We start from the raw sequence: 21,230 nt of genomic DNA on the forward strand, positions 1-21,230 counted from the left end.
CGGAACCCTTGTGGGAGCTGGCTTGCCAGCGATAGCGGTGAGTCAGTCAACATTCATTTCACTGACAATCCGCCATCGCTGGCAAGCCAGCTCCCACAGGGTTTTGCGGTGCTCGTTCTTTAGAAGTGGTACGTCATGCGCGCAAACAGGGTGCGCCCCAGCGGGTCGGTGTAGCGCGGGTCATAGCCGCTCTGGAAGTTGTAGGCCTGGTTGGAGAACGGCGGGTTGCGGTCGAAGACGTTCTTCATCCCGGCATCGACATCCAGCACCTTGTTGAAGGTGTAGCCGGCCGACAGGTCCCACACCGAATACGACGCCACGCGCGAATGGGTGTCGCGGTCGTAGTCGTTGTAACCGGTGGTGAAGCGGTTGGTCAGCGCTGCCCGCGCCGCGCCCAGGCTCCAGCTGCCGGTGAGGTTGTGCTTCCAGCGCGCGATTACGCCGTCACCCTGAAAGTCGCCAACCTTGTCGGTGAACGGGCCTTTGATGGTGCTCTGGAAGTCGTACTCATCGACATAAGTGCCTTGCAGGCCGAGGCCAAACTGACCGTACGGCGTATTGGGGAAGCGATAGTCGAGCGACACATCGACGCCGTTGGTTTCGACGATGCCGAGGTTGGCGTTGCCGGTGACGATGTAATTGAGCGTGCCGTCGGCGTTACGCACGAAGCGATCCTGATAGGAACCGGCCTGATCGAACACGGTGGATTCCGGAAACGGCTGGATCTGGTTGGAAATATGAATCCACCAGAAATCCAGACCCACCGAGAGGTTGCTGATCGGCTGATAGACGAAGCCCAGGGTCACGTTGCGCGCCTTTTCCGGGGCCAGGTCTTCGTTGCCGCCGATCTGGTTGAGGAACTGCTGACCGCAATCGCGTCCACCGTTGCCGCCCGGTTGCACCACGCCGCCGGTACACAGCACCGGGTCGTTGTAGTAGCCCTGGGTGAAGGTGATGCTGCGCGGCGAATAAAGTTCGTACAGCGACGGTGCACGGAAGCCTTCGCTGTAGGCGCCACGCACCACCAACTCTTTCAATGGCTGATAACGGAACGAGTATTTCGGGTTGGTGGTGCTGCCGAAGTCGCTGTATTTGTCGTGGCGCACGGCGGCGGACAGTTCGAGGCTGTCGAGCACCGGTACGTTGATTTCGGCGTAGGCGGCTTTGACGCTGCGGTCACCCTCGACGCTGCCGTTGGGGTCGATGCCGAGGCTCTGGATGTCGCCGGCAAACTGTTCGTAGTCCTGGTGGAATTTCTCTTTGCGGTACTCGCCACCCAAGGCCAGACCGGACGGGCCGGCGCCGAACCAGTCGCCGATCTCGCGGCTGATGCGCCCGTCGAACCCGGCCACGCGGCCAACCGCGGTGGAATAGGCGCCGTGATACGCGGCGTTATCGATGTACTGCTGACCAGCCGCCGATTGCGGGCCGAACGGGTTGAGCAAACCGCTGGCCAGACCATCGATCATCGCCTGATCGCTGACATAACCACTGGTGACGCTGGAGACGATTTTGTTCTGGTTGTACGAGGCGCCGACGTTGTAATCCCAACCGGCGACCAGGCCATCGAAGCTCAGCAGAAAACGCTGACTGGTGTTCTGATCCTTCGATTCACGCGGGCCGGCGGCGGTTTCACGCCAGTTGACGTCGACCGGTTGTGTCGGGTCGAGGGCGAACTCGGTCGGCGCCGGGGTGATGCCGTTGCCGGGGTAGTAGGGCGACGACGAATCCAGGCTCAGACCGGTCAACGGCGCCGGGCCGACGGCGGTGGCGTTGTTGTTGCGCGACCAGAAATATTCGAGGTTGACGTTATGGTCGTCGCCGAGCTTGCCGGTGGTCTTGCCGAAGAATGAAGTCTTCTCGGTCTGTGGCACCAGGTCGATGAATTCACGGGTGCTGAAGCGGCACAAGCCGTCGCGGGCGATCAGATTGGGACCGTTGCAGTTGCTGGCGGCCAACGGGTTGGTGGCGTTGCCGTTCTGGCTGTAGTTGCCGGGGAACGCGGTGCCGGAGGTCTGATCGAGGCCGCGACCGGGGGCGTAGTCGGTGGCGAACGAGCGGTCGTTGGCGTCGAGGTTCTGCTGCTTGTTGTAGTTGAACACGCCGAGGACGTTGAAGCGGTCTTCTTCCAGATCGCCGTAACCCCAACTGGCGCTCATGTCTTTGGTCGCGCCACCGCCGCTGTGGGTCGGGGTTTCGCCGCCGAGGGTCAACGCGCCGTCGGTGAGGGATTTCTTGGTGATGAAGTTGATCACGCCGCCGATCGCATCGGTGCCGTACAGCGCCGAGGCGCCGTCGCGCAGCACTTCCACACGCTCGATGGCGGCAAACGGGATCATGTTCAGATCCACAGCGCCGCCCGCCGAGTTGGTGCCCGACAAGGCGTTGTTGGCCAGGCGCCGGCCGTTGAGCAGTACCAGCGTCTTGTTCGCGCCGATGCCGCGCATGTCGGCGAACGAGGCGCCGCCAGTCGCCGCGCCCACGGAGCCTGCGCTGTTGTTGATCGACTGGCTGCCGGTGATGCGCTGGACCAGTTCGGCGGTGGTGGTCACGCCCTGTTTGCGCAGCTCATCGGCCTTGAGAATGGTGATCGGCACCGCGGTTTCCGCATCGACCCGGCGAATCGCCGAACCGGTCACTTCTACCCGTTGCAGTTGCGTGGTGGGCGCGACGACCGCTGCCGCCGCCGGAGCGCTGGCATTGTCGTCCTCGGCCGCTTGCACGGTGCTGGCGCCCATGCCCATGGCCACCAGATACAGCGGAACGAAACGATGGCGAGAGATCGTGGCCACCAAGGGTTTGAGCGTGAAGCGTGGAGTGTTCATCAGCATGGTTGTTTCCGACTTTTATCAGACGTTATCGAAATGGCCTTGTGAGCCGCTCATTGCTCCGCTACCGGTGATACCGCGTGCGGAAAACCACTTTCTTCAAGCAAGCCGATCCCCTCCGAACACGCGTAGCGTTTTTTCGGTCGGCCGATTACGACGGGATTCGCTCAGCGGTGCCGCGTGCGACGTTCAAGTCACGCGCGGCACCGCATTCAATGGGTGGTCATCACCGAAATCTTGCTGATGCCCGAGCGCTCGATGGAGGCCATGGCTTTCGCCACCTGGCCGTAATTGACGGCGGCGTCGGCCTGCAATTGCACGCGGACGTCGGCGTCCTTGGCCTTGACCTCCTTGAGGCTTGCTTCCAGCGACTCGGGGGCCAGCTCAGTCTTGGCCAGATAGAACTTGCCGTCCTGATCGACGCTGACCACCACCGGGTCTTTCTTTTCGGCGGGGGCGACGGCGTCGGTTTTCGGCAGGTTGACCTTGATCGCGTTGGTCATCAGCGGCGCGGTGACGATGAATACCACCAGCAGCACGAGCATCACGTCGACCAGCGGCGTGACGTTCATTTCGCTGAGCACTTCATCGCTGTCTTGAGTCGAGAAAGACATCAGCTGGCCTCCCGCACGGCGCTGGTGATTTTGCTGGCAATGGCCTGACGGCTGATGGAAAACGCGCTGCGCGAGGCGAGGGCGTCGAAGTCGTGGGCGAAGTCATCCATGTCCGCCGAAGCGAGCTTCAGGCGCCGCAGAAAGAAGTTGTAGATCAGCACTGCCGGCACCGCGACGGCGATACCTACCCCGGTGGCGATCAGCGCGTGGCCGATCGGCCCGGCGACCGCTTCAAGGCTGGCCGAACCGGTTTCGCCGATGCTTTTCAGCGCTTCCATGATGCCCCACACCGTACCGAACAGGCCGATGAACGGCGCGGTGCTGCCGATGCTGGCGAGAATCGCCTGACCGTTTTCCAGCGAGCGGCGTTCCTTCTGGATCTGCTGGCGCAGGTTGCGTTCCAGACGATCAGAGCGGTTGATGGTGTGCGCCAGTTGTTGCGTGGTGCGCGGCGACTCTTCCACCAGCAATGCCTCGAAACCGCTGCTGGCGATGCGCGCCAGCGAACCCGGATACTGGCTGGCGTGTTCGGCGGCGGTGAGCAGGTCCGGCGCGCTCCAGAAGGCTTTGGTGAACTGTTTGTTCTGCGCTTTCTGGCGCAGGTACTGCGCCGACTTGACCAGCAGGATCGCCCAACTGACCACGGAAAACAGCACCAGCCCCCAGAGGACACCGGGGACAATCATCGAAGACAAATCGTTCATGGTTACACCTCGCTTGCGTTAATCAGTTATGAGTCGGTTGCGCCGTCATTGCGGCAATTTGAAATCGATGGTCTGGGTGGCGAAGCCGTCGATCGGTGTGTCACCGCGCTTGGCCGGAATGAACTTCCAGTTCTTCACCGCAGCGACGGCGGCGTCATCGAGTTGCGGCTTGCCGCTGGATTTGGTCACCGTCACCGAACCCGCGCGACCGTTGGCCAGCACCTGAATGCGCAACACCACGCTGCCTTCCCAATTGCGTCGCAATGCCAGCGACGGGTATTCCGGCGGTGGGTTGCCCAGACTGGCGAGGCCGGAAATCGCTGCCGACTCTTTTACTGGCGCGGGCGGGGCGGCGGGTGCCGGCGGCGCGCTCGGTGTCGCCGGTGCAGCAGGGGCGGCCGGTTGTGGCGGGGCCGGCGGCGCTTTCGCGGGCTCGACCTTTTTCACCGGTTTGGGCTTTTCGACCGGTTTCGGTTTTTCGATCGGCTTGGGCTTTTCCACCGGTTTGGGCGGTGGCTTGACCGCGTCCTCGTCTTCCACCGGTTGTTCAGGCTCTGGCGGTGGTGGCGGAGGCGGCGGGGGTGGCGGTTCCGGAGTCGGCGGTGCCGGTGGCGTCGGGCTGGTCAGCTCGACGGTCATTTCCGGAATCTGCGGCGGCGTCGGTAATGGCTCGGTGCGGGACTGCTGGAGAAACCACCAGGCAGCCCCGTGTATCAGCGCCGACACGGCCACCAGCAAGACCATCTGCTGTTTATTCAGACCGCCGGGTCGTGAGGTATTGGCTGTGAAGGCCGGCCTGCCCGTTGGCGGCGGGACCGGCGCTTCCCGCAACGGCCCCGGCAGGGTTTTGTGCTTTACCGCATCGTTCATTAAAGCTCCCTCGGGTAGATGAAGGGCAATAAGCCGCCGTCCGAACATCGGGTGAATGTTCGAGTGGGTGAATGCAACTTTCTTCAAGGTGTGCAGAAGCCGATAGTGGAACTATCCAATTAACAAGGCTTGTGCAAACTTACTGGCTCAGTGCCATTCGACTTCGATTGTTCATTCGCCATTCCATGGTTGTTGTTCTATTGCTCAAAACACAGCTGGGTGTCTCATGCCTGTTACATATTGCAACCGTTGTGCCAGATGTTGCTCAAACGTAGCGCGCTTATTTCGCTGCTGTTACGCATGTCGCATTTATATAAGTTTGCTCATGACCAGGCGTTTGTCATGGCGCGCAGTGAGCCGTTACCCCGTCGGGCGGGGCTTTTTCAAAGGCGAGTCGGGCTTGTCGCTTTATTGCGCTAAATAGCGGAACAGAGCGGTTGCGCGGCTGCCGGCCGGTGCACGTGCTGGTGCGCGGCGGACTGATTTGGTGCGGGTCAATGTTCTAGCGGGTCACAGGCTGTTTTCCTTGTTTTTGTTTAACGGAAACCGATGCACTAGTGCTGGTCTGGTTATTCGGCTGGAACGCTTTTGGTGCAGTGGTAATTAGCTGGAAGTTATTGTTCGACAATTCTGTAGTTGCGCCGATTACCGCCTCGTACAGCTGCGTCATATTTAAAAATAAATAGCACCGCGCTGTCGGCCAACCAGTAGATGGCCGAGTACGACGTGCAGTTGAAGTCAGGTAATAAAGTAAGCAGGGCGGCTGTTCGGATGAACCGGGCCTGGAGCGCACAGATAATAGTGGCGAGTGATACGGCAGAACGTTTGAAGATTCACGCGGTGAACTCCTTGTTGCCAGCCCGGATACGCGAACTTTTGGTTCGGTATCGCACCTTACAAGAACGCGGATAGCGTTCGATGATTGCTCTTGGTGCGGGATGGGCACCGCCAGCGCTGTTGTGCGAAGTATGAATTCGCAAGTCGGCAGTGCATGGGAAAACCGTGCCAGAACCGTTACACCGGCAGATTATTTCTACACCCGGGCCACGGGCATCTACGCTGTGGCAAAGGTTTTTTCGGGGGGATTGGCTATGTACCAGCTCTATGGGCACAAGAATTCTGGCGCCGCGGCGATCGAGGCGGCACTGGAGTTATGCCAGATTGCTTATCGCTTCATTGATAACGAAGCCAGTGCGGAGGCCGCCGAGGCGTTGGCCAAACTCAATCCGCTGAAACAGATTCCGACCTTGCAACTGCCCGACGGCAGCGCGATGACCGAGAGCGCGGCGATTCTGATCCACCTGGGGCTGACGTTTCCCCAATCCGGTCTGCTGCCCGCCGAGGCGGCGGATCGTGACCAGGCAATTCGCGGCCTGGCCTACATCGTCAGCAATTGTTATGCGGCCATCGGCATCATCGATTACCCCGAGCGCTGGTTGATCACGCCCGACGAAGGCGCACGGCAGAACCTGATCGACGGCGCGCGCCGGCGTTTGCACTTCAGCTGGGAATTGTTTGCCGACCAGTTCTCCGGCGAGCTGTATCTGGACGACGAGACGCCGGGGGCGCTGGATGTGCTGGCGGCGGTGGTGACACGCTGGGAGGGTAGCCGCGAGCATTTGCGGCAGACGCGGCCGGGGTTTTACGCATGGTTGCAACGCATCGACCGCCACCCGGTGCTGGCGCCGGTGTTTGCGCGGCACTGGCCAACCTGAGCAACCTGATCGTTCCCACGCTCTGCGTGGGAATGCCTCTTGTGACGCTCGGCGTCACGCTTTGGGACGCGGAGCGTCCCCGGCTGCATTCCCACGCGGAGCGTGGGAACGATCATGCTGGAGGGATCATTCCCCGCGGATGTACTGCTCCAGCTGTTTGATCAGCTCGGCCTGTTCGGCAATTGCTTCCTTGACCAGGTCGCCGATCGAAAGCAGGCCGATCAACTGGCCGTCCTCGACCACCGGCAAGTGACGCAGGCGTTTGTCGGACATGATGCCCAGGCAGGTGTCGACGGTTTGTTTGGTGTCCACGGTGATCACATCCTTGACCATGATGTCGCGCACCGGCGTGCCGACCGATGAGCGACCGTGCAGCACCAGTTTGCGCGCGTAATCGCGCTCGCTGATGATGCCGACCACCTTGGCGTTTTCTACCACCAGCAGGGCGCCGACGTTTTTCTCGGCCATCCTCACCAGCGCTTGCAACACCATGTCATTGGGGCTGACCTGATGCACTTGCTGATTTTTCTGATCTTTGAGCTTGAGCAGTTGGGCGACGGTCTTCATGGCGGTTACTCAGGTGTTGTCGTTGTTCACCAAGCATCGTAGACGCAGCCGCGCAGGGCAAGGTGGCAAAGCGGCAGATAGCGTGCAAAAAACGCCATTTGCCGGGTTTTTGCGGTTCAAGCGCTGATTTATCGCCAAGGTCATTTCCGGCAATGCCGGGTAGAATGCCGGTCTATCCAGATTCCGAGGTTGCAGTGGTGGATTTACCGCAGGGCTTCGTCCTGACCCGGCATTGGCGCGATACGCCGGCCGGCACCGAAGTCGAGTTCTGGCTGGCGACCGACGCCGGGCCGCGCCGTGTGCGCTTGCCGCATCAGCCGTCGGTGGCGTTCATTCCCGCCGAGCAGCGCGAAGCCGCCGAGCGCTTGTTGCACGACGAAAAGAACGTCGAACTGCGCCCGCTGGCCCTGCAGGATTTCGAGCATCGTCCGGTGCTGGGTCTGTATTGCCAGCAACACGGCCAGTTGATGCGCCTGGAAACCGCCCTCAGCCGCGCCGGCGTCGATGTGTTCGAAGCCGATGTGCGCCCGCCGGAGCGCTATCTGATGGAGCGCTTCATCACCGCGCCGGTCGTGTTCAGCGGTACAGCCGATGCCGACGGGATGTTGCTCAATGCCCAGCTCAAACCCGATCCCAAATACCGGCCGACGCTGCGCCTGGTGTCGCTGGACATCGAAACCACGGAAACCGGCGAGCTGTACTCAATCGCGCTGGAAGGCTGCGGTCAGCGCCAGGTGTACATGCTCGGCGCGCCGAACGGTGACGCCAGCATCGTCGACTTCGATCTCGAATATTGCGATTCGCGCACTCTGCTTCTGAAAAAGCTCAACGAGTGGTTCGCGCAGCACGATCCCGACGCAATCATCGGCTGGAACGTCGTGCAATTCGATTTGCGCATCCTGCACCAGCATGCGCGACGCCTCGGGGTGCCGTTGAAAATCGGCCGTGGCGGCGAGGAAATGCAGTGGCGTGAGCACGGCAGCCGCAATCACTATTTCGCCTCAGCGGCCGGGCGGCTGATCATCGACGGCATCGAAGCGCTGCGTTCGGCGACCTGGAGCTTTCCGTCGTTCAGTCTGGAAAACGTCGCGCAGACCCTGCTCGGCGAAGGCAAGGCCATCGATAACCCATACCAGCGCATGGACGAAATCAACCGCATGTTCGCCGAGGACAAACCGGCGCTGGCCAAGTACAACCTCAAGGACTGCGAACTGGTCACGCGGATCTTCGCCAAGACTGAGCTGCTGACCTTTTTGCTCGAACGCGCCAGCGTCACTGGCCTGCCGGCGGATCGCAGCGGTGGTTCGGTGGCGGCCTTCACTCATCTGTATATGCCGCTGATGCACCGCCAGGGTTTCGTTGCGCCAAATCTGGGCACCAATCCGCCGCAGGCCAGCCCCGGCGGCTTTGTCATGGACTCGCAGCCGGGGCTCTACGAATCGGTGCTGGTGCTCGATTACAAGAGCCTGTATCCGTCGATCATTCGCACCTTTCTGATCGACCCGGTCGGGCTGATCGAAGGCTTGCAGCACCCGGACGACGCCGATTCGGTGCCGGGCTTTCGCGGCGCACGCTTCTCACGCACGCGGCACTGCCTGCCGTCGATTGTCTCGCGGGTGGCCGAGGGCCGCGAGACCGCCAAGCGCGAGCACAACGCGCCACTGTCGCAAGCGCTGAAGATCATCATGAACGCGTTCTATGGCGTGTTCGGCTCCAGCGGTTGTCGTTTTTTCGATACGCGACTGGCGTCATCGATCACCTTGCGCGGCCACGAGATCATGTTGCGCACCCGCCAGTTGATCGAAGCGCAGGGCCACGCGGTGATCTATGGCGACACCGACTCGACCTTCGTCTGGCTGCGGCGCCCGCACGGCCAGGAGGAGGCAGCGCAGATCGGCCATGCGCTGGTGCAGCACGTCAACGACTGGTGGCGTGAGCATGTGCGCAAGGAATATGGGCTGGAAAGTGCGCTGGAATTGCAATTCGAGATTCACTACAAACGCTTTCTGATGCCGACCATTCGCGGCGCGGAGGAGGGCAGCAAGAAACGCTATGCCGGCCTTGTCACCCGCGCCGATGGCAGCGAAGAAATGGTCTACAAGGGCCTGGAAACCGTGCGCACCGACTGGTCGCTGCTGGCCCGGCAATTTCAGCAGGAGCTGTATCAACGGATTTTCCAGCGCAAGCCATACCAGGATTACGTGCGCGACTATGTGCGCAAGACGCTGGCCGGTGAGTTCGATGATCGCCTGATCTATCGCAAACGCCTGCGCCGCACCCTCGACGATTACGAACGCAACGTGCCGCCGCATGTGCGCGCGGCGCGCCTTGCCGATGACTACAACGCCGAGCACGGGCGCCCGCGGCAATACCAGAACGGCGGCTGGATCAGCTACGTGATCACGCTGGCCGGCCCGGAGCCGCTGGAAGTGCGCCGCGCCGCCATCGATTACGACCACTACATCACTCGGCAACTGCAACCGGTGGCGGATGCGATTCTGCCGTTCGTCGATGACGATTTCTCAACCCTGATCGGCGGGCAACTGGGCCTGTTTTGAGTCGAGCAGTTGCAGCGTCCACTCATCGAGAATGCCGTGGAAATACCGCTCCAGTGCCTGATCGAACACACTGTCCGCGCCAGCGAACTGGGCGAACAGGGTCATCGAGGAGTGGAATTTCAAATCATCGGGATGACCGAAGATCTCGTTGATCGAGCGCTGCTGCACGGCCAGCACCCATTGCGCGCAGGTGCGCAGGCGTGCGCCGAGCAAGTCGTGCATCAGATAAGCCTGCGCTTCCTCGGCCGAGCCAATGGCAAAACGTCGCGCCATCTCACTGCCGCCCAGCCCGGCGAACTGCGGAAAGATGAACCACATCCAGTGGCTGCGCTTGCGGCCGCTCGCCAAGCTCACGCTGGACGCGCTCGAACACCGGGTCTTGCGCCTGGATGAAACGTTGCAGGTTGAACGGGTCGTGCTGATCCGTGCTTCTCATCGCGAAGCCCTCGCCAGTCGCAGCGGCTCAGACCATGGCCAGCCGCTGCTTGCGTTGTGGCGCCTGGAACACCTGGTCCAGCGCCGCCAGATCCCCGGCCTCCAGTTGCAGCTGCGCGGCTTGGGCATTGAGTTGCACGTGCTCCGGGCGCACAGCCTTGGGAATCGCAATCAGGCCATCCTGACGCAGAATCCACGCCAGCGAAACCTGTGCCGGGGTGACCCCGTGACGAGCGGCAATGTCTTTGAGCACCGGCTCGGCGAGCATGGCACCGCCCTGGCCGATCGGACAGTAGGCCATCAGCGGCATGCGCTGGTGCTGGCACCACGGCAACAGATCGAATTCGATACCGCGCTCTTCGAGGTTGTAGAGCACCTGATTGGTCGCGCATTGCGAACTGGAGAGTTCTTCGAGGTCGTCGACGTCGAAATTCGACACGCCCCACCGGCCGATCTTGCCGTCCTCGCGCAGGCGTTCGAACGCTTCGACGGTTTCTTCCAGCGGATACTGGCCGCGCCAATGCAGCAGATAGAGGTCGATGTAATCGGTGTCGAGCCGGCGCAGGCTGCGCTCGCAGGCCTGCGGGATGCCTTTATGGCTGGCGTTGTGCGGGTAGACCTTGCTGACCAGAAACACCTGATCGCGAAGACCGGTGATGGCCTCGCCAACCACCGTTTCCGCACCGCCCTCGGCGTACATTTCGGCGGTGTCGATCAGCGTCATGCCCAGCTCGATGCCGCTGCGCAACGCCGTCACTTCACGCTTGTGCGCCGAGCGGTCCTCGCCCATGCGCCAGGTGCCCTGGCCAATCACCGGCACCTGCACGCCGGCCAACTCGAGGGTACGCATGCAAACCTCCTTATGTGAGTGTGTCGATTCCTTTAATGGGGCAGCAGGATAGTCCAGATCGTTCCCACGCTCTGCGTTCCGGCTCGAGAAGGGACGCAGAGCGTCCCCGGCTGCATTCCCACGCGGGAGCGTGGGAACGATCTGGGGAGGTGTTATTTAGCGGAAAACTTCAGCACGACGCTCTGGGTATAAGTCTGCCCCGGGTCGAGGCGGGTACTCGGGAAGTTCGGTTGATTCGGCGAGTCCGGGTAGTGCTGGGTCTCGAGGGTGAACGCGCCCCAGTGCGGATACACCTTGCCGCCCTTGCCCTTGACCGTGCCGTCGAGGAAGTTGCTGGTGTAGAACTGCACACCCGGCTCGCTGGTGAACAGCTGCAGATGCCGGCCCGATTGCGGATCGCTGACTTCGGTGGCGACTTTGCTGATATCACCCTTGGTGTCCAGCGCCCAGTTGAAGTCGAAGCCACCCTGTTTCGGCTCGGCGAATTTCAGTTGCGGATGGTCAGCCTTGATGTGCGTGCCGATGGGCGTCGGCTTGGTGAAGTCCATCGGCGTGCCCGCAACGGGCGCCAGTTCGCCGGTCGGAATCAGCTTGGCGGTGACCGGGGTGTAATGGCTGGCGTTGAGCGTAGCGACCTGTTTGAGAATGTCGCCATTGCCGGCGCCGGCGAGGTTGAAGTAACTGTGGTTGGTCAGGTTCAGCACCGTCGGTTTATCGGTGGTCGCCTTGTAATCGATGCGCAGCTCGTTGGCATCGGTCAGACGGTAGGTCACTTCGGTGGTGAGGTTGCCGGGGAAACCCATTTCACCATCTGCCGACAGATAGGTCAGGGTCACGCCGACCGAATCCTTGTCCTTGGTTTCCTCGGCTTTCCAGACTCTCTTGTCGAAACCCTGGGTGCCGCCATGCAGCGCGTTGGTCTTGTCGTTCTGCGGCACTTGATAGCGCTTGCCGTCCAGTTCGAAAGCGCCGTCGGCCAGGCGATTGCCGAAGCGGCCGATGGTCGCGCCGAAATACGCGGTGCCTTTCTGGTAGCCCTGCACATCGTCAAAACCGAGCACCACGTCGTCGAACTTGCCGTGCTTGTCGGCGACTTTCAGCGATTGCAGGGTCGCGCCGTACGTGATGACCGTGGCTTGCATGCCGTGGCTGTTGCGCAGGATGTATTGCTCGACGGGGGTGCCGTCGTTGGTTTTGCCGAAGGCTTTGTGTTCGGCGGTCAGGCCCGCCGCGTTGGCAGAGAGGGTAGTGATCATCAGGGACAGTCCGAGGCCGGAAAGCAGGTGACGGGATTGAAGCATGGTTGACCTTCCTTTTTGTTGTTGTTTTCGAAATCTGCAATTAGTCATGCTATTGGAAAATTAACAGAGGATTTATAGCCGACATCATGGTGAATGCAAATATAAAGTCCGACTAATTGGCGATGTGTGATTGGCCGAAGGTCGGTTCACGCGCCGGGCACTGCACTTTTTCGCAATCGGCGGCTCTATCCATGGCCAGGATGCGGTGACTCCCGTCGCACCGGAATGTGCCAGTTCGAGAATTCATGCCGAGCGCTTTTAACCTGATCGTCTCTCTGTTTCGTCGGCCCTGCCTGCTGTTGGCTTGCCTGTCGTCGCTGCTGTTCAGCGGTTGCAGCCACCAGAACGGCAACGGCTTCATCACCCAGATGCGTGAGGGTCAACCGCAGGAATTTCTGCAGACCAGCGTCGACCGCATGGCCACGCTGGCCATGCGCGACAACCTCAACAGCCTCTATCGCCTGATGGGCAAGCTGTACTTGCGCAACCCTGAAGAGCTGCGCAAATCGGGTTTTCTCAACATCAATACCGCGGTGAAACAAGTGCGCCTGGCCGTCGAGCAGCAACAGCCGCTGCCGGTGCTCGGCGGGCGCAAGGACCTCGCCGCGCTGAGCTACGCAATGAGCCCGGAATTTCTCGGCGACCGCGTCGGCGCGTTCATCTATGCGATCGGCAGCATGCTGGTCACCGCGCACGGCAATCGCACCGAGTTCTACATGACTGACGCGATCAACCCGACCTTCGTTCACAACGCTGCACGCAATATCGAAAAAGCCACGTGGATTTTGTCCCAGCGCCAGAACAAGGAAGGTCAGCCGCTGCTGTTTTCCAATGAGATCTCGGAAGAGGGCACCAACCTGAGCTTCGCCACCGAGTTCAGCAAGATTGTGGCGCGTCTGGATCTGCTGACGCAGATGCTCGACGAGCGCTATCGCAGGATCGGTTTGAATTACGCGCAGAGTTTGCTGTTTTTGAATTTCTTGCCGGTGCAGTGAGCGCGGTGATGAGCCTACACATCAAACCCTGTGGGAGCTGGCTTGCCAGCGATGGGGCCGGGTCAGTCAATATGTTTAGTGCCTGATCCACCGCCATCGCTGGCAAGCCAGCTCCCACAGGGATGGCGGCGCGGCAATAAAATTTGTATACAATCGCTCGCCTCGATTGATCCAAATGGAGCTGCATCCGTCATGACCGACCCCGCGAGCGCCGATTTCAGCCGCGTCGACCCCAGCGTCCGCGCCGACAAACTGCCCATCGCCGCGTTACTGGCATTCGCCATGACCGGTTTCATCGCCATCCTCACCGAAACCCTGCCGGCCGGACTGCTGCCGCAAATCGGCGCCGGCCTCAACGTCAGCGAAGTGCTCGCCGGGCAACTCGTCACGCTGTACGCGCTGGGTTCGATCGTCGCAGCGATTCCGCTCACCGTGGCCACGCGCGGCTGGCCACGGCGGCGGGTGTTGCTGATGACGGTCGGCGGTTTTCTGTTGTTCAACACGGTGACCACGTTTTCCACTCACTACGGCCTGACGCTGGCGTCGCGTTTCCTTGCCGGGATGGCGGCAGGATTGTCATGGGGAATCATGGCCGGCTACGCGCGCGGTATCGTGCCGGTGCATCAGCAGGGGCGGGCGCTGGCGATTGCCATGCTCGGCACCCCGGTGGCGCTGTCGCTGGGCACGCCGGCCGGGACCTGGCTGGGCAATCTGATCGGCTGGCGCGCCTCGTTCGGGATCATGTCGGCGCTGGCGCTGGTGTTGGCCGCGTGGATCGTCATCGCCGTGCCGGATCGTCCGGGCCAGGCCAGCGATGAACGCCTGCCCTTGCTCGAATCGCTGCGCTTGCCGGGTGTGCGGCCGGTGCTGTTCGTAGTGCTGACGTGGATGCTCGGGCACAACATTCTGTATACCTACATCGCGCCGTTCCTGGCTCAGGCCGGTCTGGCGGACCGGGTCGATCTGGTGCTGTTGGTGTTTGGTCTGTGCTCGCTGGTGGGCATCTGGATCATCGGCCTGCTGGTCGATCGCTGGTTGCGCAAGCTGACCCTGATCAGCCTCGCGCTGTTCGCTGTGACGGCGCTGGTGCTGGCGCTGGCCGCTCCATCACCGCTGGTTGTTTACGCCTGCATGGCGGTGTGGGGGCTGTCGTTCGGCGGTTCGGCGACGTTGTTGCTGACCTCGGCAGCGGACTCGGCGGGCGACCACGTCGACGTGGTGCAGGCGATGCTCACCACCTCATGGAACGTCGCGATTGCCGGCGGTGGTCTGTTTGGCGGCGTGTTGCTGGACCGGGCCGGGGCGATGTCGTTTCCGTGGGCGCTGCTGATCCTGTCGCTGATCGCCCTGGCCACGGTGTGGTGCAACAGAAACCACAGCTTCAAGGCGGGGCGGCGGCTGCATTGATCTTGGAAAACGCCGCTCCCACAGAGGGAAATCGGCGGTGGATTCGATATGGCATAACGATAGACCGCATCGATATATGTGGTTATAAGAAAAATCGCTATGCTGCGGGCCAGATTTTTCCTGTCGTTTTTCTGGACGGTTTAATGGAATTGGCAAATTTCGGCCTGGTGATTGCCGGGCTGGTGGTGGGTTTTATCGTCGGCATGACCGGTGTCGGCGGTGGTTCGTTGATGACGCCGATTCTGCTGTGGTTCGGCATCAACCCGGCAACCGCAGTGGGCACCGACCTGCTGTACGCCGCCATTACCAAATCCAGCGGGGTCCTCGTCCACAGGAAAAACAAGAACATCGACTGGGCCATCACCGGCTGGCTGACCCTCGGCAGCGTGCCGGCGGTGGCCATGACCCTGTGGTTTCTCAGTACCCTGCACACCGCGCCCGAGGCGATGAACGCGATCATCAAACAGGCGCTGGGCTTCGTGCTGTTCGCCACCGCGCTGGCGATCTTCTTTAAAAAGCGTCTGCTCGAGTTCGCCCACAAACGCGCCGGCGGCAACTACAACCCCAGCGGTACGCGCCTCAATGTGATGACGGTGATCACCGGCCTGATCCTCGGCACCATGGTCGCCCTGACCTCGATCGGCGCCGGCGCCCTCGGCACGGTCGCCTTGTTCATCCTCTACCCGTTGCTGCCGACCCGCCGCCTGGTCGGCACCGAAATCGCCCACGCCGTCCCCCTGACCCTGGTCGCCGGCCTCGGCCACGCGAGCATGGGCAACATGGACTGGGGCGTCCTCGGCTTTCTGCTGGTCGGCTCGCTGCCCGGCATCTGGCTCGGCAGCCACCTGACCGGACGCATCTCCGACGAAGTCCTGCGCCCATGCCTGGCGACGATGCTGGTGCTGATCGGGTACAAGTTGGCGTTTTGATCAAGCCATGACTGAAACCACCGTCCATTGCGAGGGTCGCCTCGTCATCACCGTTGAGCCGCGTGAGATGCGCATGAGCCATTGGCTGTACGCGCCGCTCATGGTCGATCGGCAGCGCGAGCAAGTGCTGCTGGATCTGACGGGCAGCCTGTGGGATTTGATCGGAACCGCTAACGAGACGGCCAATGGCATCGATCTGCTGTTGCGCAAGTACCCCGGCGACCGGGCTTCTGTCACGCTGAGTGTTGAACTGGTCAGCGGTGCACTCAAGCTCGGCAGCCGGGCGGTGGATCCTGCGCAGTTGCTCTCAGCGCTTGATTCAGCGCTGGAGTGAGGCTCAATCGCCTCGGCACAGTCAGTGCTGTATGACGAACTTCATTACCGTCACCGGCAGGTTTTCGTACTCCAGATCTCCAACCACCTCCCAGCCCAGTCGCGCGTACAGCGACTGCGAGGCATCGGTGTATAGATACAATTGCGGCACGCCTAGCGCGGTCGCTTCTTCAACCACCCGGTTGACCAGTTGCGAGGCGACACCGCGTCCACGCTCTTCAGTCTTTACGTAAACCCCTGCCAACCAAGGCGTCAGTTCCGGGCGTAGCTTCAGATCGCTTTCGATCAGCAGTGCGCCGCCGAGCAGTCGCGAGCCTTCAAGCGCCACCACAACGCTGGGGATGGTGCCCTTGCCGCACGACTCGCGCATGTGTTCGATGCGGTCCTCGACGGTTTGCCCCGGACGAAACTCGCCCCATTCGTTGAAGTTGAGTGTCGCCAGTTCTTCAATCAATTCGGGGTGATCGCATAAGTAATCGATGTGCATGCGTGTGAACTCCATTTCATCAGCGAAAACAGCCACCCTAATGCGCCCACAGCAGGTAAGCAAATCCGTGCGGTGATCATGCCGCTCTTCACGGTTGCGCAATGTCGTGTCTGTCCTAAGCTTCGGGAAAGGCGAAACATATTTGCCCGACTGCACCGGAACAATCGCCGCGATGCGCAATCAGTAGAGCGTGGATATCAAAAGGAGATGCGCATGCTCATCAGGTCACTGACCCTGACATTCTTGCTGGCGATGGCCGGTCCCTTGTTCGCCGCCGACAGCGATTCGCCGCTGGCCGGCGATGTTGGCCGGGCCCGACCGCTGGTCGTCATCGCACAAAGCACCGTCGACCCGGTGTGGGTCAGCCTGAAAAAGTCGCTGGAGGACCCGGCCAACAAAAAGGGCGTCACCGACCGCAACATCAAGGTCTACACCATCCTCAACATGTCTGGCCAACTCGACGGCAAGGACATGGGCCAACAGGACACCATGGCGCTGCTGCGCTCGCTCAAACTGGGCGCCGGGGCATATCCGAAAGTGTTTCTGGTGGGCAAGGACGGCGAGACCAAACTCTCCGCCTCGGGTGACGAAGCCAAGGCTTTGAGCCTGGCGAAAATTTTCGAAACCATCGACGCCATGCCGATGGCCGAAAAGGAAGCCGCCGCTCAGGCCGCCCCGGCCGCTGCCGAACCGGAGCCTGCCAAAGGCGCGAAAGGCGCCAAGCCGAGCAAGCCGGCGAAACCGAGCAAGCCGCCGGAAATGCCGGATGATTAATCACGCACTCAACTGAATAAACCCTATCCCCTGTGGGAGCGAGCCTGCTCGCGATTGCGGTCTGTCAGTCACCTGATCGGTGGCTGACACACCGGGATTCGCGAGCAGGCTCGCTCCCACGATTTTTTCCTGCTCAATCAGCCACAGCACTCAAAATCCTGTGCGCAATCTTCACCCGCTCCGCGATCGGAAAGTTCTTGTTGGCCATGATCGCAATGCCCACGTCTTTGCTCGGTACAAACGCCACGTACGCGCCAAAACCTGCGGTAGAACCTGTCTTGTTGATCAGTACGTTCTCGGGTTGTGGCTGCGGTGGGTTCAGCCATTGCACCTTGTGCGCCTGCATGGCCATTTCCGTGGAGTTGCCGGCGAGCAGGCGTTCGAGGCTGATCGGGTAGGGGTACATTTCCCAGCCCAGGCCCTGGGTCATATCACCGACGCGGTAGTAACCGGTGTGGGTGTTGGCGATGGTTTGGGGCAGGGGGGACGCCAGGGTTTCAGGTTTGAGATTGGCCTGCACGTAACGCAGCAGGTCCACGGCACTGGTTTTCACCGCGTAGGCTTGCAGGTCGAGGGCGCCGGGGCGGACGCGCACGGGTTTGTCGTCCTTGTCATAGCCTTGCGCGTACAGGCTCATTTGTTCGGCGGGAACGCTGAGCCAGGTGTGCTGTAAACCGAGTATCGGCAGCAGGGTTTGCGTCATCGCTTGATCGAACGGCTGGCCGAGGCTTTTTGCCGCCAGGTAGCCGAACAGGCCGAGGCTCGGATTGGAATACTGGCGGTGGCTGCCGGCCGGCCAGGTCGGTTTCCACTGCTGGAAGTAGCCGAGCATGGTCTCAGGCGAATCCGCATCGGCCGGGAACTGCAGCGGCAAGCCGCCGGCGCTGTAAGTGCCCAGTTGCAACACGCTGATGTTGTCGAAGGCGCTGCCGTGCAGTTCAGGCCAGAGTGTGCTGGCCTTGGTCGACAGGTCCAGCTTGCCGGTGGCTTGGGCGAAACCTGCGAGGGTGGCGGTGAAGGTTTTGCTGATCGAACCGATTTCGAACAGGGTGTTCTCGCTGACTTTTTGCCCGGTGTCTTTGGCGGTGACGCCGTAGTTAAAGTAATGCGGCTTGCCATTGACGGTCAGCGCTACGGTGAGGCCGGCGATGTTCTGCTGCTGCATGATCGGCGTCACCGTTGCATTGACCAGCGCTTGCAGCTGCGCATCGTCAGGTACGGCGGCGAGGCAGGCCGTAGAGCCGAAAAACAGGCTGAACGCTGCGCAGGAAAAGGCTTTGCTTGAAGTGATGGATGACATGAATGAACCACTCTCCATGAGTGTTGATGTTGTTATCCCGCTACACTGCGGACGATTTTCTCGTGAGGTCGGTGATCAGCGCCGCCAATCTAGTCAGCTCGGCAGCCGACGACAAACGATGAAAACTCGCACGAGCCATTAGAAAAATTTGGGGTAGGGCATGATTCGACCGCAATTGCCGCTGAACGCACTGCGCGCCTTTGAAGCCTCGGCGCGCCATTTGAGCTTCACTCGCGCCGCCGTGGAATTGTGCGTGACGCAAGCCGCGGTCAGCCATCAGGTCAAAAGCCTTGAGGCGCAGCTTGGCGTCAGCCTGTTCAAACGCCTGCCCCGCGGGCTGATGCTGACCAGCGAAGGTGAAACCCTGTTGCCGGTGCTGAACACGTCCTTCGATCACATCGCACAGATCCTCGAACGCCTCGCCGGTGGGCAGTATCGCGAAACGTTGACCGTCGGCGCGGTCGGCACGTTCGCGGTGGGCTGGCTGTTGCCGAGGCTGGCGGACTTCCGGGCGAAACATCCGCTCATAGATTTACGGCTGTCGACCAACAACAACCGCGTGGACGTCGCGGCGGAAGGGCTGGATTACGCGATTCGCTTCGGAGCGGGGGCGTGGCATGGCATCGAGGCGACGCGTTTGCTCGAGGCGCCGCTGTCGGTACTGTGCGTGCCGGAGATCGCTCGACAATTGCATGCACCAGCGGACCTGTTGCAGCAGACCTTGCTGCGTTCCTATCGCACCGATGAGTGGCCGCAGTGGTTTCAGGCAGCCGGCTTGGCAACTCATGCCGCGCCGCCGCAAAGCATCATGTTCGATTCGTCATTGGCGATGATGGAGGCAGCCATTCAGGGAGGTGGCGTGGCGTTGGCGCCGCCCCTGATGTTCGCTCGGCAACTGGCGGCAGAGGTGATTTGCCAGCCGTTTGCGGTCGAGATCACCACCGGCAGCTATTGGTTGACGCGGTTGCAGTCGCGCCCCGAGTCGGCGGCGATGATGGCGTTCAAAAACTGGCTGTTACACATTTCTGCCTGACTCACATCATTCCCTGTGGGAGCTGGCTTGCCAGCGAAGGGGCCGGCATGGCCAACATTGATGCTGGCAGGCCCACATTGATGCTGGCAGGCCCACCGCAATCGCTGGCAAGCCAGCTCCCACAGGTTCATCTGTCAAAGCAAAAAATCTTGTTCAACGCAGGTTTTCCGTTCAACGCACCAGACACGGCCGCTTGTTATCGAACTTCCAGCCCGGAATCAAAAACTGCATCGCCACGCTGTCATCCCGCGCGCCGAGGCCCATGCCTTTGTAGAGTTCGTGGGCCTTGGCCACCTGATCCATGTCCAGCTCGACCCCCAGCCCCGGTTTTTGCGGCACTTGCACGCAGCCGTCGACGATTTGCAGCGGCGCCTTGGTCAGGCGCTGGCCGTCCTGCCAGATCCAGTGGGTGTCGATCGCGGTAATGTCGCCCGGTGCGGCAGCGGCGACGTGGGTGAACATCGCCAGCGAAATATCAAAGTGATTGTTGGAATGCGAGCCCCAGGTCAGGCCCCATTCGTGGCACATCTGGGCGACGCGCACCGAACCCTGCATGGTCCAGAAATGCGGATCGGCCAACGGAATGTCTACTGACTGCAGCTGAATCGCGTGGCCCATTTCGCGCCAGTCGGTGGCGATCATGTTGGTCGCGGTTTTCAGGCCAGTGGCACGACGGAATTCGGCCATCACTTCACGCCCGGAATAACCGTTCTCCGCACCGCACGGGTCTTCGGCGTAGGCCAGAACGTAGTGCTGATCGCGGCACAGGCGGATCGCTTCTTTCAGCGACCATGCACCGTTCGGATCAAGCGTGATGCGTGCATCGGGAAAGCGCTCGGCGAGGGCGGTGACCGCTTCGATTTCAGCATCGCCGCTGAGCACGCCGCCCTTGAGCTTGAAGTCCTTGAAACCGTACGTGGCATGCGCCGCTTCGGCCAGACGGACCACGGCTTCAGCGGTCATGGCTTTTTCGTGACGAACGCGGAACCAGTCGTTGTCGGCCTCCGGTTCGCTGCGATAGGCGAGGTCGGTTTCGCGTTGATCGCCGACGTAAAACAGATAGCCAAGCATCTTCACTTCGTCACGTTGCTGGCCTTCGCCGAGCAGCGCTGCCACTGGCACGTCGAGGTGCTGACCGAGCAGGTCGAGCAGGGCGGCTTCGAGGCCGGTGACAGCGTGGATGGTGATGCGCAGATCGAACGTCTGCAGGCCACGGCCGCCGGCATCGCGGTCGGCGAAGGTCTTGCGCACCTGGTTGAGGATCTTCTGATACGTGCCGATCGGGCTGCCGACCACCAGATTGCGCGCATCTTCCAGGGTCTGGCGAATGCGCTCGCCACCGGGCACTTCACCGACGCCGGTGTGGCCGGCGTTGTCTTTGAGGATGACGATGTTGCGGGTGAAAAACGGCCCGTGGGCGCCGCTCAGATTCAGCAGCATGCCGTCGTGACCGGCCACTGGAATGACCTGCATGTCGGTGATGATCGGGGCTTTGGCGGTGTCGTGTACGCTCATTGTGGTTTTCCTTTG

General features: G+C 61.3%; 18 protein-coding genes and 1 pseudogene. 8 read left to right on the forward strand and 11 right to left on the reverse strand.

Annotation, left to right across the window (positions count from 1 at the left end; translation table 11 throughout):
* Window positions 1-119: 119 nt before the first annotated feature.
* The 4 genes from M0746_RS07225 to M0746_RS07240 form a co-directional block, all read right to left on the reverse strand.
* Entirely contained in the window at window positions 120-2,831 is a 2,712-nt protein-coding gene (locus M0746_RS07225; RefSeq protein ID WP_258448640.1) for a TonB-dependent receptor, read from the reverse strand.
* Between the two features lie 209 nt (window positions 2,832-3,040).
* Window positions 3,041-3,442 carry an ExbD/TolR family protein gene (locus M0746_RS07230; RefSeq protein WP_041477201.1) on the reverse strand — a complete coding sequence of 134 codons (402 nt, stop codon included), beginning with the start codon at window positions 3,440-3,442 and terminating at the stop codon, window positions 3,041-3,043.
* Window positions 3,442-4,128 carry a MotA/TolQ/ExbB proton channel family protein gene (locus M0746_RS07235; protein WP_446731291.1) on the reverse strand — a complete coding sequence of 229 codons (687 nt, stop codon included), beginning with the start codon at window positions 4,126-4,128 and terminating at the stop codon, window positions 3,442-3,444. Before M0746_RS07235 ends, M0746_RS07230 begins: the two co-directional genes overlap by 1 nt.
* 63 nt (window positions 4,129-4,191) lie before the next feature.
* Window positions 4,192-5,016 (reverse strand): energy transducer TonB, encoded by an 825-nt coding sequence (locus tag M0746_RS07240; protein ID WP_258448642.1) that lies wholly within the window; start codon window positions 5,014-5,016, stop codon window positions 4,192-4,194.
* Window positions 5,017-6,107: 1,091 nt separating this feature from the next.
* Between M0746_RS07240 and M0746_RS07245 the strand changes: the two genes are divergently transcribed.
* The gene (locus M0746_RS07245; RefSeq protein WP_208940537.1) at window positions 6,108-6,731 is read left to right on the forward strand and encodes a glutathione S-transferase N-terminal domain-containing protein; all 624 of its coding nucleotides are present in this window, start codon (window positions 6,108-6,110) and stop codon (window positions 6,729-6,731) included.
* A gap of 126 nt (window positions 6,732-6,857) precedes the next feature.
* Here M0746_RS07245 and M0746_RS07250 read toward each other — a convergent pair whose 3' ends face one another.
* Window positions 6,858-7,298, reverse strand: a complete 441-nt coding sequence (locus M0746_RS07250; RefSeq protein ID WP_258448643.1) for a CBS domain-containing protein — start codon at window positions 7,296-7,298, stop codon at window positions 6,858-6,860.
* A gap of 197 nt (window positions 7,299-7,495) precedes the next feature.
* Between M0746_RS07250 and M0746_RS07255 the strand changes: the two genes are divergently transcribed.
* On the forward strand, window positions 7,496-9,856 hold the full coding sequence (locus M0746_RS07255) for a DNA polymerase II (RefSeq protein WP_258448644.1): 2,361 nt from the start codon (window positions 7,496-7,498) through the stop codon (window positions 9,854-9,856).
* Here the strand turns inward: M0746_RS07255 and M0746_RS07260 are convergent.
* The 3 genes and pseudogenes from M0746_RS07260 to M0746_RS07270 form a co-directional block, all read right to left on the reverse strand.
* Window positions 9,821-10,292: pseudogene (locus M0746_RS07260) on the reverse strand (DUF1810 domain-containing protein). The gene M0746_RS07255 and the pseudogene M0746_RS07260 overlap by 36 nt on opposite strands.
* A 27-nt stretch (window positions 10,293-10,319) precedes the next feature.
* Window positions 10,320-11,141, reverse strand: coding sequence for an aldo/keto reductase (locus M0746_RS07265; RefSeq protein ID WP_208940541.1), 822 nt, complete (start codon window positions 11,139-11,141; stop codon window positions 10,320-10,322).
* Window positions 11,142-11,293: 152 nt separating this feature from the next.
* Entirely contained in the window at window positions 11,294-12,442 is a 1,149-nt protein-coding gene (locus M0746_RS07270; RefSeq protein WP_258448645.1) for an aldose epimerase family protein, read from the reverse strand.
* A gap of 245 nt (window positions 12,443-12,687) precedes the next feature.
* Here M0746_RS07270 and M0746_RS07275 point away from each other — a divergent pair, with 245 nt between their 5' ends.
* The 4 genes from M0746_RS07275 to M0746_RS07290 all read left to right on the forward strand — a co-directional run bounded on the left by M0746_RS07275 (window position 12,688) and on the right by M0746_RS07290 (window position 16,107).
* Window positions 12,688-13,437 (forward strand): hypothetical protein, encoded by a 750-nt coding sequence (locus tag M0746_RS07275; protein ID WP_258448646.1) that lies wholly within the window; start codon window positions 12,688-12,690, stop codon window positions 13,435-13,437.
* A gap of 192 nt (window positions 13,438-13,629) precedes the next feature.
* The gene (locus M0746_RS07280; RefSeq protein WP_258448647.1) at window positions 13,630-14,844 is read left to right on the forward strand and encodes an MFS transporter; all 1,215 of its coding nucleotides are present in this window, start codon (window positions 13,630-13,632) and stop codon (window positions 14,842-14,844) included.
* A gap of 143 nt (window positions 14,845-14,987) precedes the next feature.
* Complete coding sequence (locus tag M0746_RS07285; RefSeq protein WP_258448648.1) at window positions 14,988-15,773, forward strand: sulfite exporter TauE/SafE family protein; 786 nt, start codon at window positions 14,988-14,990, stop codon at window positions 15,771-15,773.
* Between the two features lie 7 nt (window positions 15,774-15,780).
* Complete coding sequence (locus tag M0746_RS07290) at window positions 15,781-16,107, forward strand: hypothetical protein (protein WP_258448649.1); 327 nt, start codon at window positions 15,781-15,783, stop codon at window positions 16,105-16,107.
* 21 nt (window positions 16,108-16,128) lie between these two features.
* Here the strand turns inward: M0746_RS07290 and M0746_RS07295 are convergent, their stop codons facing one another.
* On the reverse strand, window positions 16,129-16,593 hold the full coding sequence (locus tag M0746_RS07295) for a GNAT family N-acetyltransferase (protein ID WP_258448650.1): 465 nt from the start codon (window positions 16,591-16,593) through the stop codon (window positions 16,129-16,131).
* Between the two features lie 213 nt (window positions 16,594-16,806).
* Between M0746_RS07295 and M0746_RS07300 the strand changes: the two genes are divergently transcribed.
* On the forward strand, window positions 16,807-17,367 hold the full coding sequence (locus M0746_RS07300; RefSeq protein WP_258448651.1) for a DUF4174 domain-containing protein: 561 nt from the start codon (window positions 16,807-16,809) through the stop codon (window positions 17,365-17,367).
* A gap of 133 nt (window positions 17,368-17,500) precedes the next feature.
* Here the strand turns inward: M0746_RS07300 and ampC are convergent, their stop codons facing one another.
* Window positions 17,501-18,667: a class C beta-lactamase gene (gene ampC / locus M0746_RS07305; RefSeq protein WP_258448652.1), complete on the reverse strand. Its 1,167-nt coding sequence runs from the start codon at window positions 18,665-18,667 to the stop codon at window positions 17,501-17,503.
* A gap of 160 nt (window positions 18,668-18,827) precedes the next feature.
* On the opposite strand from ampC, the gene M0746_RS07310 reads away from it, so the two are divergent.
* On the forward strand, window positions 18,828-19,700 hold the full coding sequence (locus tag M0746_RS07310; protein WP_208940550.1) for a LysR family transcriptional regulator: 873 nt from the start codon (window positions 18,828-18,830) through the stop codon (window positions 19,698-19,700).
* A gap of 171 nt (window positions 19,701-19,871) precedes the next feature.
* On the opposite strand, the gene gudD is transcribed toward M0746_RS07310, so the two are convergent.
* Window positions 19,872-21,215, reverse strand: coding sequence for a glucarate dehydratase (gudD, locus tag M0746_RS07315; protein WP_258448653.1), 1,344 nt, complete (start codon window positions 21,213-21,215; stop codon window positions 19,872-19,874).
* Window positions 21,216-21,230: the final 15 nt, after the last annotated feature.

Origin of the sequence: Pseudomonas sp. S11P7, from assembly GCF_023195435.1 — a bacterium.
Taxonomy (GTDB): domain Bacteria; phylum Pseudomonadota; class Gammaproteobacteria; order Pseudomonadales; family Pseudomonadaceae; genus Aquipseudomonas; species Aquipseudomonas fluorescens_G.